Consider the following 13,933-nt stretch of genomic DNA (forward strand, 5'->3'; position numbering starts at 1 on the left):
AAATTATCTTTTTTGTTAAAAGAAATTGTTAGTTGTTGTTTTCAAACGCAAGCGTTCGAAAACCGCACATCTGGCTTGATACATGTTGGTGAACATATATCTATTATTCTACATTGTTTAGTTTTCAAAGAACGTGTCGTTGATCTCGTAAATCAACTTCTATATAATATCTCAATCTTGATTTTTTGTCAACCACTTTCTGATTAACTATCCTTCAAGCTGAACCATCGCTTTGTTACTGGCGACTTGTATTATATTACATGGTTTTGTTTTGTTTGTCAATCTAAATTTATAAAATTTTACAAATTTGTAAAAATAAAACGCGAACAATGCTGTTCGCGTTCATTTTTCTATTCGGCTTTATGACGCATATGTGGGAATAAAAGTACATCGCGAATTGATACACTATCGGTCAAAAGCATGACTAAACGATCGATGCCTATACCAAGTCCACCCGTTGGCGGTAATCCGTACTCTAAAGCTGTTACATAATCTTTATCCATCATATGCGCTTCCGCATCGCCTGATTCACGTTGTTTTACCTGATCCAAGAAACGGCCCTCTTGATCAATTGGATCATTTAATTCCGAAAAACCATTAGCCAATTCACGACCATAAATGAAAATTTCAAATCGATCCGTAATTTCCGGATTTTCTTTATTTCGTTTTGCGAGTGGAGATATTTCAGTCGGATGCCCTGTAACAAAAGTAGGCTGTATCAATGTTTCTTCAACTTTTTCTTCAAAAGCTGCATTCAAAATAGCACCAATTCCGTGTTTTGTTTCATAAGGTACACCGATTTCATCGGCCATAGCCCGTGCTTCTTCAACTGTTTTTGCCTTACTAAAATCTTTCCCGGTCACTTCAAGAACTGCATCTACCATGCTGATGCGTTTGAATTTACTCAAATCAATTTCAGTTCCCTGATAATTAATTACAGTAGTTCCCAAAACTTCCTTCGCTGCATTTACGATAATGCCTTCCGTAATGGCCATTAAATCGTTATAATCAGCAAAAGCTTGATAAATTTCAACTAAGGTAAATTCTGGATTATGACGAACATCAATGCCTTCATTTCTAAAAACACGAGCTACTTCATAAATTTTTTCAAAGCCACCTACAATAAGTCGTTTTAAATAAAGTTCTGGTGCAATACGTAAAAACAAGTCCATATCCAATGCATTATGATGGGTAACAAACGGACGAGCTGCCGCACCACCAGCAATCGGGTGCATTACAGGTGTTTCGACTTCAAGAAAATCGAGATTATCCAAATAATTGCGAATTGATTTTACAATTTTACTGCGTGAAATAAATGTATTTCTTACTTCTGGATTCGTAATCAAATCAAGATATCTCTGACGATAGCGCATTTCAACATCTTTCAAGCCATGAAATTTCTCTGGCAAAGGACGAAGTGATTTCGCTTGCAATTCAAATTTCGTTACTTTTACGCTGACTTCACCACGATGCGTTTTAAAAACAATTCCCTCGGCACCGACAATGTCACCAATATCGAGTAATTTAAAATTTGCATATTCATCTTCACCAATTACATCTTGACGAAAATATAACTGAACATTGCCACTCATGTCCATAAGTGTTGTAAAACTTGCTTTACCGTGACCACGAATCGCCATCAGACGGCCTGCAACTTTTACTGATTTTTCTTCTAATTCATCAAATTTTTCAGCAATTTCATTTGCATGATGGGTCGCTGAAAAGCGTCGACCAAATGGTTCAATTCCTTTTTCGATAAAAGCCGCCATTTTTTCGCGACGAAATTTCATCATTTCATTGATGTCTTCACTTTGCAGCTGTTGTTCTTTTTCTTCTGCCATTATCTATAATCTCCTATCATAAACTCACGCTCTAATTTCGACAATCTGATACTGTAATACGCCCGCTGGTACATGCACTTCGATTGTATCACCAATTTTTTTACCAATAATGGCTTGACCAACTGGGGATTCATTCGAGATTTTCAACTCTTTTGGATCCGCTTCAGCCGAACCAACAATCGTATACACCTGATCTTCATTAAACTCTAAATCTTTAATAACAACGGTATTACCTAAAGCGACTATATCTTTATTTGTTTTATCATCTTCAATGATCTGACTATTACGAAGCATTTTTTCCAAAGTAAGAATTTCGCCTTCAATAAAAGCCTGTTCATTTTTTGCATCTTCATACTCCGAGTTTTCACTAATGTCACCAAAATCAATTGCTTGTTTAATACGTTCAGCTACTTCTATTCTACGTACACTCTTTAATTTTTCAAGTTTTTCTTCAAGTTTTTTTAAACCTGCTTCGGTCAGCATTACTTGCTTTTCAGCCATTTTACATGCGCCCCTTTATATTTAATTGAAAATTGAAAGTAAAACGTTGAAAATGAAGCATATTACAGTCCATCCTGACCCTAACTTTCAATTTTCAATCATCGACTCTCAAATATCATTAAGACAATATAAATAAGTGCCAAGTTATAACTTGACACCTCCACGTAATACAGTTTAATGATTATTAAATATTATATGTTGTTTTCTTCTCTTTGTCAATTTTTTCTACGGATTCATTAAATAATAAAAGTTTCTTCAAAATTACCGTAAACTCCTCCCGATTTTCCGCTTGATTAAACAAGTTACGCAATTCAGCTGAATGTGGCAAACCTTTTGTGTACCATGTTGCATGTTTACGCATTTCTCGTGGACCAATATACTCCCCTTTATTTTCAATCAGCATATCTAAATGACGTAAAATTAAATTCATCCGTTCTTGCATCGTCGGGTCTGGCAATTCTTGCCCCGTTTGCAGAAAATGATTTATTTTTCGAAAAATCCATGGATTTCCTTGTGCTGCCCGCCCAATCATAACCGCATCACATTGTGTTTGCTCAAAAATTTTCTTTGCATCCAAGCCAGTGCGAATATCACCGTTACCAATAACAGGAATGTTCACAACCTGTTTCACTTCAGCAATGATGTCCCAGTCCGCCACACCACGATAAAATTCTTCGCGTGTCCTCCCGTGTACAGCAATCGCATCCATCCCAGCTTCCTCAGCAAGTTTTGCCATTGAAACGACATTAACATGCTCAGCATCCCAGCCTTTGCGCATTTTAACCGTAACCGGCATCTTTACGGCGTGACGTACCGCCTTCATTATAGAAAATGCGAGTTTGGGATCGCACATCAGCGCCGATCCCTCCTTGTTTTTAACGATCTTAGGTGCAGGACAACCCATATTAATATCAATAATATCGGCACAACCAATGCTTTCTACATATTTTGCCGCTTCAGCAAGCCGCTTCGGCTCAGCACTAAAAAGCTGCAATGTAAGCGGATGTTCCGCTGGATTTGTTTTCAGCATTTCCAACGTATGAGCATTTCTATAATTAATCCCCTGATCACTCACCATTTCCGAATATACCAGCCCACAGCCGAGTTCAGTTGCCAAAATACGGTAAGCCATATCCGTAACACCAGCCATCGGTGCCAAAATTAATGGATTTTTTATTTCTATGTTCCCTATTTGCACTTGTATTTTGAGCCTCCTTAAAAAAAGCGACGCGAATCAAAATTCGCGCCTTTGTTTCTTACATATTGCGCTCATATAAAACCCTGAGCCCGGTCAAAGTTAAAAAGTAATCATTAGTGTCGATGGTTTGTGATTCCTTCGCAATCATTTTTGCCAGACCGCCGGTTGCTACAACTTTTACGTCTCGACCCAATTCTGCTTTCATCCGACAAACAATTCCATCGATTTGTCCTACAAACCCAAAAATAATCCCCGCCTGCATACTGGTGACTGTATTACGGCAAATAACATTTTTCGGTGTAACAAGTTCAATACGGGGTAATTTAGCTGCCCTTTGAAAAAGTGCCTCCGTAGAAATTCCAATTCCCGGTGCAATCGCCCCACCAAGATAATCGCCATTTTCATCCACAACATCAAAAGTCGTAGCCGTACCAATATCAATGACAATCAGCGGGCCTCCATATTGTTCATACGCACCTACTGTATTAACAATACGATCTGCACCAATTTCACGTGGATTTTCATACTTCAAGCGGATGCCCGTTTTAATACCCGGACCTACTACGAGTGGTTTAATTTTAAAATAACGTTCACACATCTTCACGAGTGGCACAACGAGTGGTGGAACAACCGAAGATATGATGATTGCATCAATGTCTTTCATATGTATCCCTTGAAACATAAATAAATTATTAATAAGCATACCATATTCATCACCGGTTTTTTGCCGATCAGTCGATATACGCCAATGCTTTAATAATTTTTTTCCTTCATATGTACCTAAAACAATATTACTGTTCCCAATATCAAAGACTAATAGCATGATTATTTTTCCTCCAATGAAATCGATCATGTTTTCGACGATTCAGTTTACATTACCCTTTGGCTCGAATAGACACATCTCCCGCCAAGACTCTTTTAATGCCTGCTTTTGTTTTTACCAGCAAGGCTCCATCTGCATCAATATCCATCGCAAGTCCCGCGAAAGTATCGTTGATACCAATAACATCTACGGTCTTTCCCAACGTAACGGAATATTTTTTCCATTCTTCCAATATTTTAACAAACCCTTCGGCTTGCGCTATATTATATAAAGTTTCAATTTGAAATAAAATTTCGTTAAGCAACTGAACTCTCGATATTTTCTTACCTTTTATAATAGCCAACGACGTTGCAATGTGTTGTAATTCTAAGGGGAATTCATTTTTTTGAATGTTCACATTGATACCCATACCAATTATAATATAATTGATACAATCCATTTCAGCATTCATCTCCGTTAAAATGCCAACAAGTTTCAGTTTATTATAGAGAATATCATTCGGCCATTTAATGCCAACCTGAATTTCTGTTATTGTTTCAATAGCCTTAACAATAGCCACAGCTGCCAATAATGTACATTTTGGTGCTTCTTGAGGTAAAAAATGAGGCCTCAATATCACCGAAAACCAAATTCCTTTTTCCGCTGGTGAATACCAGCCGCGTGCTAACCGGCCACGCCCACTAGTCTGTGCTTCACTAACTATGATTGTGCCTTCACCTGCATCTTGCTGGGCTGCAAACTTCGCTTGATTATTGGTTGATATAACTTCCTTATAATATTGAATGTCCTTGCCCAGGACTTTCGTTTTTCGTCCATTTTGTATTTCACTCGGCAAAAGCAAATCTGGCGTTTCCATCAAACAATATCCACTGCGCGAATGACTGTCAATCGCATAACCCGCCTGTTTTAATTCACGGATATGTTTCCAAACAGCTGTTCTTGATACATTCATTGTCCTGGCAATGTCTTCACCAGAAACATAAGTCCCGTTTGCCTGTCGCAGTATATCCAATATATTGGAACGCATTTAATTATCTCCTTCATTTCTCTTTCTATCCTAACAGGTTAAAACCCCTCCTAATAATAGCGTATCAAGCACATATAATCAAGTCTGAAAAATTTTATCTCTGCCACTTTTATCTTAGGCAAACCAAACATACAAAAAGTGAATATTTCTTATTTATTTCTAAGGAATATCGTATATACTAGTAAGTACATATGGAGGTGCTTTAATGAAAATACTCGTCGCCGATGATGAACCAACAATTCGCGAAATCGTTGCCCTATATCTAGAAAAAGAGGGATTCACCGTCTACACAGCTGCCGATGGTGATGAAGCCATGCAAATTGAAACCACGCATCGCCCTGACTTGCTTATTTTAGATATCATGCTGCCAAAAATAAATGGATTTGAACTATGTGAATCGATTACCCGTAGTGTTCCACGCATTTTTTTAACAGCAAAATGCGCCGAACCTGATAAAATTGCCGGGTTTGCCTTGGGTGCAGATGACTATATTACAAAACCATTCAGTCCTCGTGAGGTCGTAGCTCGTGTAAAAGCAGTTCTAAGGCGCAGCGGTATGATGGAAGATGATGTCCATCTATGCAAAGCAGGTGAACTTATGATAAATGATATTAAAAAATCAATCATGATTGGTCAAAAAGAATTGACTTTGCCGCCAAAAGAATTTGAACTATTGTCTTTTTTTATGCGGCACCCGAAACAAACATTTTCTCGTGAACAGCTCTTAACCAATGTTTGGGGATATGATTTTGATGGAGATGACCGAACCGTTGATGCAACAATTAAAAGGCTGCGCCAAAGCCTTATATCTGCTGATTTGACATATATCCATACTATACGAGGCTTCGGATATCGGTTTGAGGTTATAAACAAATGATTCGATCACTTTTTGGTAAAATATTGACATCTCATATTGTTGTACTGGTCTTACTGACTGCCAGCATTGGCATTTCTTTATCGCATTTAGTCACAAATTATTTGGTCGAGGCAAAAAAAGCGGAACTGATTCGTGTTGGTATATCGACCACACGCTTCTTGAATGCTGTAACACAAGACCAATTATATTCTCCCTCACTTTTAGAAAATTTAAGTGATTTTTCTGGTACAACCATGTGGATCATTGATCAGGAAAATCATACCCGTTCTGGTAAAGCACCAAAAATCTGGCAGCATCATATGCAAGTACAAAATGATCCAGCCGAAAATTTATTCAATGGTGAAGTAACCTCTCGCCTCTACAGTGCTAATGATGACGATGATCCAGCCATCGTTGTATCAATTCCCTTTCCACAAAACCCTTCCATCGTTCTCATGATCCATACCCCCATCACCGGTATAGCAAAAACTTCTGCGGCCATTGAACAACTTCTGCTCTATACAATCTTAGGTTCAATTCTGCTTGCGGGAATCTTTGCCTTCATCTTATCACGCAATCTGACAAAACCAATTAGTAACATCAGTCATGCTGCAGAAAAGTTTACAGCGGGAAACTATAAAAGTCGTACAACTGCCATCGGACAAGACGAGATTGGCAGACTTGGTTTCACCTTTAATGAAATGGCTGCTGCGCTAGAGCGCATTGAACAAGAACGGCAAGAATTTTTTTCCGATATTACACATGAATTAAAAACACCGCTCGCTACCATTCAGGCTGTAACTGAAAGTCTTTTAGACGGTGTTGTCACAGAAAAAACGAAACAAGCCTGTTATCTAAAAACGACACTTGATGAATGTCATCAGATGAATTCTTTGATCAGTGAATTATTAAATCTGGCCAGAATTGAATCTGGCCAAATGCATTTTCAATATCAAAATTTAAACCTTGGCGAGTTTATCGAAAAACAAAAAGGTAAATTCCAGCCAATGTCTGCCGAAAAAAATCAGCAGCTAATTTTTTCTGTATCGCCAAAACTTGTATTCGTAAAAACAGATCCACTGCGAATCGAACAAATTCTCAGCAACTTAATTAGTAATGCATTGCGACATTCCCCTGACGGAAATAAAATTTTCATTCAATTTGAACGTGATAAAACAAGCTTCATTCTATCCGTTACGGATTCAGGTGAAGGTATCCCCCAAAAAGATCTGCCTTATCTTTGGGATCGTTTTTATCGTGTCGATAAAGCTCGATCTCGCAACAAAGGCGGTACCGGCCTTGGACTGGCGATTACGAAAAAACTCGTCGAAGGAATGCATGGCAATATTTCTGTTTCCAGTATTCCCAATGAAAAAACCATTTTTAAAGTAATATTCCCCAAAACATTTTAATCTCTTGTCATGATCTTGTCATTTAAAAAGTATATACTATATTAAAGAACAGTTCTTCCTTGAGAAGTAAAACAAATTTGGAGGCTATTTTATGAATTTACTATCAAAAAGCAATAAAAAGAAAACTCTCATCCTTGCTCTCACCGGTGCTTTTGCCATTACAGGTATTGGTACAACCTATTTAAACCAAACTGCATTTGCCGCAACAGCTGATACCACGCAACAAGATCAAGGACAGATGCATCGTGAGCATAAAGCAACGTCAAAAGTCATGACGGATGAAATGGCGCAGCAGTTTGCGACAACTTTTAATGTAGATAAAAAAGTCCTGCTTGATTATCAAGCCAAGGGTTATACAATGCGCGATTTTCATCAGGCCGCATTGATTGCTTCAGCTGGCAACAAATCCTTCACTGAGGTCATGAATGCAAAAACAGCAACAAATAGCTGGAAAGATGTTATGGATTCATTTTCCATAACAAATGAACAACTTCAACAAGCTGCACAAGCATTTATGAGCAAACAAATGTCAACCATGCTGCAAATTGATGAAAGCACCGTTAATGGTCTTTTAAAAGACGGATACCAACCAAATGATATCGTGATGGCTTCTGTTTTATCAAAACAATCTTCAAAAACCATTTCAACTGTTCTTAACATGAAAAAGATCAATAACACTTGGAAAGATGTCGCCACCTCATTGGGCATTGATGAAGCAACCTTTAACCAATGCATGACTGATTTGAAAAGCAAAATGCCAAAAAGCCCCGGTATGCATCGCGGTATGGGAAACCACGAAGCAGCTCCAGCGATGCAGGAAGACACTACACCGACTGAAGCAGAATAACGCCAAATATTTTAACGCCAAAAACAGGGTATCTCCAAATTGGGGATACCCTGTTTTTTATGCTTTAAAAAACTGTTTCAATAACACCAATTTGATCACCACGATGGTTTCGCAAAACTGGCGGGAATTTTTCTAACAATTGTTCATGTTCTGCCTTTGTAATCAAATCTAAACGTTTTAAAATACCAATCACCGCTGGATTAATTGCCCGATAACTGCCATCTTCAATTTTAAAGGTAATACCAATCCCTGCTTCAACAGATGCCAAACAATACACAGCATCGGCACCAATCTTGGCAATGATACGGCCTTTGGTAATTTGGGATACCAGCAGATCTATACGTCCCGTTCCTGCGACGATTTCTGGATAAGCAATCATTGCATCACGTATCTTTCGTATCGCCGCCTCATCCTCACCCCATTGGCCTTTTTGTGGTACAGCGAGTCGAGCATAGGCTAAAGCCATATTATAAATTGGTAAATAAAAAACAGGTACACCACAACCGTCAATACCAATTTCCAATTCACCTTCAGGAATTTTTGCAGCTTTCGCTACCGATTGATGCATAATCTGCTGCACTGGATGCTCTGGTTTTGTATACCCTTCAATAGAAACCCCGATCATTCGGCACAACGCCAGCATACTGGAATGTTTGCCAGAACAAGGATTGTGTACGGGTTCTGGTTTTTGATGATTTTCTGTCAATACTTTGGCGGCCTTGCTGCTCATCGGCCGGGCTGGCCCACATTCTAATGCCGTCAACGGAAGTTTCAGTTTTCCTAAGATTGACTCAATCAATTCAACATGCATCGGCTCACCACTATGCGATGACACTAAAATAGCCAGTTCCTTCTGCGTAATGCCAAACTTTTCCAAACCACCTTGACGTACAAAAGGCAAAGCTTGAAATGGCTTTGCCGCACTGCGCCAAAACATATTTCGCTGCGCATCCCCTATCGAATCAACAATGTTCCCTTTTATATCTACTGCAACAATATCACCACGATGTATATCTTCGATCTTGCCGCCACGCGTATAATGTAATAGAATTTCACTCATTTGTATTCATCTCTCTTTTCCTAAAATAAAATTACAGTTTATATAAAATTTGCATTAAATATTTTATATGGCAATCGCCAGGAATTGAGTATAGGGTTGAGTGGCGTTACGTAGGAAGCAAACGATCTCTATACTCAATTTCTGGCAGCCTAATAGTATAGCTGTTATTTCTTTAATGCATTATATATAGTATAACGCTTTAAAGATAAAAAAAGAAAGTGCTTTTCAGCACTTTCTTTTTTATTGGCGAACATAAATTACTTACTTAGTGTGTTTCATGTTCTTTGGTCGTAATATTTAAATCAAGCTTCGCTTTTGCAGGATCTGCTATTTCAGGTTCTGTTTCTTCTTTCGCAACAGCTTCTTTTTCTTCAGAAGTGGCTTTAATCTCTGGTACAATCGGAGCTGGAGTATTCGAAGAATCAGCTTCACTGACCTTCGGTTTATCCGCGATAACTCCATTTGTCATGAGCTCTTTAAGTTCCGATGCCTTAAGTGATTCTCGTTCGAGAAGCGCTCCCGCAATCAAATGCAGCTTATCGACATTCTCAACCAGAAGTTTGCGGCATTCTTCATAGGCATCTTCAATATAGCGGCGAACTTCCTTATCAATATCACAAGCAACTTCTTCACTATAATTTCTCTGATGGTTGAAATCACGGCCTAAAAAGACTTGATGATCCTGACTTTCACCAAAAGCAATTGGACCCAATGCATCACTCATACCATATTGTGTAATCATACTTCTAACAAGTTGTGATGCTCTTTGAATATCATTTTGTGCACCCGTACTAATTTCCTTCAGTATGACCTCTTCAGCCACACGACCACCAAGAAGTGTCTTAAGTTGATCAATCAATTCACTACGCGTTGCATAAGAACGATCTTCTTTTGGCAGCATCAAAGTATAACCACCAGCACGACCACGCGGAATAATCGTTACCTTATGGACCGGATCTGAATTCGGCAATAAAAGCCCCACTAAAGTATGACCGCCTTCATGATAGGCTGTTAAACGTTTTTCACGATCGCTCATAACTCTTGATTTACGCTCTGGACCAGCCATAACACGTTCAATGGATTCTTCTAGTTCAGGCATTGCAATACTTTTTTTATTACGACGAGCCGACAGCAGTGCCGCTTCATTAACAAGGTTACTTAAGTCAGCTCCTGTAAATCCTGGCGTCCGACGTGCTAACACATCTAAATCCGCATCCGCATCAACCGGTTTACCTTTCGTGTGAACTTTCAAAATTGCCATACGACCTCTTACGTCTGGTTTATCAACAACAATCTGACGGTCAAAACGGCCTGGACGCAATAAAGCTGGATCTAAAATATCCGGACGATTGGTTGCAGCAATAATGATAATACCTTCATTCGCAGCAAACCCATCCATTTCAACCAATAACTGATTCAGTGTCTGTTCCCGTTCATCATGACCACCGCCAACACCAGCACCACGCTGGCGGCCTACAGCATCAATTTCATCAATAAAAACAATACATGGTGCATTTTTCTTTGCTTGTTCAAACAAATCACGAACACGCGATGCTCCTACACCAACAAACATTTCCACAAAATCCGATCCACTGATTGTAAAGAAAGGTACCCCCGCTTCACCCGCAACAGCTTTAGCAAGCAAAGTTTTACCAGTCCCCGGAGGACCAAACAAAAGAACGCCTTTTGGAATACGAGCTCCCAAATCATTGAACTTTTTAGGATGTTTCAAGAATTCCACGACTTCTTCGAGTTCCTGTTTTGCTTCATCAGCACCAGCAACATCGTTGAAGGTTATTTTCAGTTTATCGCCACCACTCATCTTAGCACGGCTCTTACCAAATGACATCACACGATTGCCACCGCCTTGTGTTTGCTGCATGATAAAAAACCATACACCAATTAAAAGCAGCATTGGTAAAATAGAAGAGAATACGGTTGTCCACCAAGGTGGTTCTGGTGTTTTTTCCGCTTTCATATCCACGCCTCTATCTTGAAGATATTTCACCAAATTTGGATCATTATTTGGCGTATTCGGCGTAATTGTTGTAAATTCGGTTCCATCGCTTAATGTTCCCTTAATTACATTATCGACGATCGTTACTTTGGTTACTGTTTTTGCATCGACCTGATGTAAAAACTCTGTATAGTTTATTTCCTGTTTTGTAGTGCTTCTCGTTGAAAAATAATCAATAATCGATATTGCGATTAAAATAATCAATAAATAGAAGCCTACATTTCGTAAAAACTTATTCAATCGGTCGCCCTCCCTCTCGGCGGAGCACACAGTCAAACAGGGCTCCATAGAAAATTATTATATCATTAATTAAAGCATTTAACAATCAAACTGACCAGCTCTACAAAATTCTTCTTTTTTTGTAAAGCTGCTCTCGCTTAAGAATAGATTTCTTTTTTTAAAATCCCAATACATGGTAAATTGCGATATTTTTCTGCATAATCCAGACCATAGCCAACTAAAAAATCATCTGGTACAGTAAAACCAGAATAATCGATCTTGACTTCTACCTTACGGCGTTCCGGTTTATCTAGCAGTGCGCAAAGTTTCACGCTGGCAGGTTTTCGTTCTTTAAAATTTTTCAACAGATAGTTGAGTGTTAAACCTGAATCAATAATGTCTTCAATAATCAAGACGTGTTTTCCTTCTACACTAAAATCTAAATCCTTTAAAATTTTAACCGTCCCGCTTGTCTGCGTACTATCTCCATAGCTTGACGCCGCCATAAAATCAAGTTGAACGGGTACATCAATTGCACGAACCAAATCCGCAAAGAAAATGACCGCTCCTTTTAAAATTCCCACAGCAAAAATTTCTTTTCCTGCATAATCCTTACTGATCTGCTGCCCCAGCCGCTTTACACACGCTGCCAATTCCTCCTTTGTATATACTACTTTTTCAATATCGTTCATCATAATAAAAACGTACTCCTTTGCTGCTTATATATCTTTTAATATAGTAAATCGTAAAAAATGTTTGCTCTGCCCCGAAATTTGACTTGTTTGATTTTGACGTAACCCGCCAACCCAAAAAATTGTATTTTGATCACAAAATAATGGTATTCGATCACGTTCTACACGTGCAACCTTATTATCAATAAAAAAATCTTTCAATTTCTTAAATCCATTCATTCCACTAGGCTGAAATCGATCACCAGGTTGTCTTAACCTTAGAAACAGTTCGCCGTTTAGTCGATCCATATCACAGACAATATTATCAAAACCATTTGGTTTAACATATTCATTGATTTGTTCGACCTGCACCGTAAGCTGCAATAATGGTACCGGGGTAAAACCTGGAACACGCAGGACTTGAAAGACTTCTCTTTTAAGTGGTTGTTTCAAAGCACTTTTATGACAAAGCTTCACGGTTTCATAATCACAGACGAATACAAACTGCTTAGGTAATTCAAGAATTGTACCTGTTTTCCCTGCTCGGACAAATGAAATCATCTTCTCAATATGCAAAAATCCCAAACCTTGCAAATCACCAACTGCTTTCATAACTGCTAAACGCAATAATTCTCGTTGTAAAGCAATATGCAAGCCCTGTAACTGGCGACGATTAATAACAAGTTTCCTGTCTGTTTCACTGACTATATCTTTCCAGAGCGTTTGTGCCGATGCATTAATAAAATCATGTTCAGCGCCGATCAGTTCAGCACTGCGGCAAAGTGCCGCTGGCATAACCGGATTATATGTTTTTTTTAGCACTGGCATAAGTTCCAGACGAATCTTATTACGCAAATATTCTGTTTCACTATTTGTTGCATCAATTCGCGGGGTAAGATTTTTTTCTTTACAATATCGTTCAATTTCTTGCCGCGTAACAGACAAGAATGGTCTTATTATACCACAGGACTTAGGACGAATTCCAGCTATACCTTGACTTCCTGCACCACGGAATAAATGCAGCAATATCGTTTCGGCCTGGTCATCACGATGATGTGCTGTCGCAATCAATGCTCCGCCAAGTTTCACAGCCAAATCTCGCAAAAAGTCGTATCGAACCATTCGTGCGGCTTCCTCCGCTGACAAAGCTTTTTCTTTAGCAAAAGCTGGGACATCCACTGTTTTCAAATAAAATGGCAAATCATTATGTTTACAGAAAGTTCTAACAAAATCAGCATCGGCTTTAGATTCTGCACCTCGAAACATATGATCTACGTGTCCTACACTAATTCTTAATTCATATGTTTTGCGAAGATCCAAAAACAAATTGACTAAAGCAAGGGAATCTGGTCCCCCGGAACAAGCAATTAAAATCGCATCGCCCGTCTGAAAAAGTTCTTCTCTTTCACACCATTTTTTTACTTTTTCTAACACATCTCATCAATCCTATCTCTTTGTCAA

General features: G+C 38.7%; 13 protein-coding genes. 4 read left to right on the forward strand and 9 right to left on the reverse strand.

Annotated features, from left to right (window positions below):
- The coding region (locus BMY14_RS20765; RefSeq protein ID WP_218144933.1) for a hypothetical protein at nucleotides 1–207 on the forward strand (207 nt) is incomplete at its 5' end.
- Nucleotides 208–350: 143 nt separating this feature from the next.
- Here the strand turns inward: BMY14_RS20765 and lysS are convergent.
- From lysS to BMY14_RS18565, 5 genes are all read right to left on the reverse strand, one after another.
- Nucleotides 351–1,841 (reverse strand): lysine--tRNA ligase, encoded by a 1,491-nt coding sequence (lysS, locus tag BMY14_RS18545; RefSeq protein ID WP_091835208.1) that lies wholly within the window; start codon nucleotides 1,839–1,841, stop codon nucleotides 351–353.
- A 24-nt stretch (nucleotides 1,842–1,865) separates the two neighbouring features.
- Nucleotides 1,866–2,342: a transcription elongation factor GreA gene (greA, locus tag BMY14_RS18550; RefSeq protein ID WP_091835211.1), complete on the reverse strand. Its 477-nt coding sequence runs from the start codon at nucleotides 2,340–2,342 to the stop codon at nucleotides 1,866–1,868.
- A 184-nt stretch (nucleotides 2,343–2,526) separates the two neighbouring features.
- Complete coding sequence (gene dusB / locus BMY14_RS18555; protein WP_091835213.1) at nucleotides 2,527–3,540, reverse strand: tRNA dihydrouridine synthase DusB; 1,014 nt, start codon at nucleotides 3,538–3,540, stop codon at nucleotides 2,527–2,529.
- Between the two features lie 58 nt (nucleotides 3,541–3,598).
- Nucleotides 3,599–4,363, reverse strand: coding sequence for a type III pantothenate kinase (locus BMY14_RS18560; RefSeq protein WP_091835216.1), 765 nt, complete (start codon nucleotides 4,361–4,363; stop codon nucleotides 3,599–3,601).
- A gap of 52 nt (nucleotides 4,364–4,415) precedes the next feature.
- Complete coding sequence (locus BMY14_RS18565; RefSeq protein ID WP_091835219.1) at nucleotides 4,416–5,390, reverse strand: biotin--[acetyl-CoA-carboxylase] ligase; 975 nt, start codon at nucleotides 5,388–5,390, stop codon at nucleotides 4,416–4,418.
- Between the two features lie 205 nt (nucleotides 5,391–5,595).
- On the opposite strand from BMY14_RS18565, the gene BMY14_RS18570 reads away from it, so the two are divergent.
- From BMY14_RS18570 to BMY14_RS18580, 3 genes are all read left to right on the forward strand, one after another.
- The gene (locus BMY14_RS18570; protein WP_091835222.1) at nucleotides 5,596–6,267 is read left to right on the forward strand and encodes a response regulator; all 672 of its coding nucleotides are present in this window, start codon (nucleotides 5,596–5,598) and stop codon (nucleotides 6,265–6,267) included.
- A complete protein-coding gene (locus tag BMY14_RS18575; protein ID WP_091835224.1) occupies nucleotides 6,264–7,658 on the forward strand; it encodes a sensor histidine kinase in 1,395 nt (464 codons plus the stop codon). The genes BMY14_RS18570 and BMY14_RS18575 overlap by 4 nt, the downstream gene beginning before the upstream one ends.
- A 91-nt stretch (nucleotides 7,659–7,749) precedes the next feature.
- A complete protein-coding gene (locus tag BMY14_RS18580; RefSeq protein ID WP_091835227.1) occupies nucleotides 7,750–8,505 on the forward strand; it encodes a hypothetical protein in 756 nt (251 codons plus the stop codon).
- A gap of 64 nt (nucleotides 8,506–8,569) precedes the next feature.
- On the opposite strand, the gene BMY14_RS18585 is transcribed toward BMY14_RS18580, so the two are convergent.
- The 4 genes from BMY14_RS18585 to tilS all read right to left on the reverse strand — a co-directional run bounded on the left by BMY14_RS18585 (nucleotide 8,570) and on the right by tilS (nucleotide 13,906).
- Nucleotides 8,570–9,565 carry an asparaginase gene (locus BMY14_RS18585; protein WP_091835230.1) on the reverse strand — a complete coding sequence of 332 codons (996 nt, stop codon included), beginning with the start codon at nucleotides 9,563–9,565 and terminating at the stop codon, nucleotides 8,570–8,572.
- Between the two features lie 265 nt (nucleotides 9,566–9,830).
- Complete coding sequence (gene ftsH, locus BMY14_RS18590; protein WP_091835233.1) at nucleotides 9,831–11,822, reverse strand: ATP-dependent zinc metalloprotease FtsH; 1,992 nt, start codon at nucleotides 11,820–11,822, stop codon at nucleotides 9,831–9,833.
- A 137-nt stretch (nucleotides 11,823–11,959) separates the two neighbouring features.
- Complete coding sequence (hpt, locus tag BMY14_RS18595; RefSeq protein WP_091835236.1) at nucleotides 11,960–12,496, reverse strand: hypoxanthine phosphoribosyltransferase; 537 nt, start codon at nucleotides 12,494–12,496, stop codon at nucleotides 11,960–11,962.
- A gap of 24 nt (nucleotides 12,497–12,520) precedes the next feature.
- Complete coding sequence (gene tilS, locus BMY14_RS18600; protein WP_091835239.1) at nucleotides 12,521–13,906, reverse strand: tRNA lysidine(34) synthetase TilS; 1,386 nt, start codon at nucleotides 13,904–13,906, stop codon at nucleotides 12,521–12,523.
- Between the last annotated feature and the right edge of the window lie 27 nt (nucleotides 13,907–13,933).

This window comes from Propionispira arboris (assembly GCF_900109225.1).
GTDB lineage: Bacteria > Bacillota > Negativicutes > Selenomonadales > Selenomonadaceae > Propionispira > Propionispira arboris.

What these genes read in the sequence shown, in the direction of transcription:
- lysS (WP_091835208.1), bottom strand. Translation starts at nt 1,841, where the DNA reads ATGGCAGAAGAAAAAGAACAACAGCTGCAAAGTGAAGACATCAATGAA.
- hpt (WP_091835236.1), bottom strand. Translation starts at nt 12,496, where the DNA reads ATGATGAACGATATTGAAAAAGTAGTATATACAAAGGAGGAATTGGCA.
- BMY14_RS18585 (WP_091835230.1), bottom strand. Translation starts at nt 9,565, where the DNA reads ATGAGTGAAATTCTATTACATTATACGCGTGGCGGCAAGATCGAAGAT.
- BMY14_RS18575 (WP_091835224.1), top strand. Translation starts at nt 6,264, where the DNA reads ATGATTCGATCACTTTTTGGTAAAATATTGACATCTCATATTGTTGTA.
- BMY14_RS18560 (WP_091835216.1), bottom strand. Translation starts at nt 4,363, where the DNA reads ATGCTATTAGTCTTTGATATTGGGAACAGTAATATTGTTTTAGGTACA.
- greA (WP_091835211.1), bottom strand. Translation starts at nt 2,342, where the DNA reads ATGGCTGAAAAGCAAGTAATGCTGACCGAAGCAGGTTTAAAAAAACTT.
- BMY14_RS18570 (WP_091835222.1), top strand. Translation starts at nt 5,596, where the DNA reads ATGAAAATACTCGTCGCCGATGATGAACCAACAATTCGCGAAATCGTT.
- BMY14_RS18565 (WP_091835219.1), bottom strand. Translation starts at nt 5,390, where the DNA reads ATGCGTTCCAATATATTGGATATACTGCGACAGGCAAACGGGACTTAT.
- BMY14_RS18580 (WP_091835227.1), top strand. Translation starts at nt 7,750, where the DNA reads ATGAATTTACTATCAAAAAGCAATAAAAAGAAAACTCTCATCCTTGCT.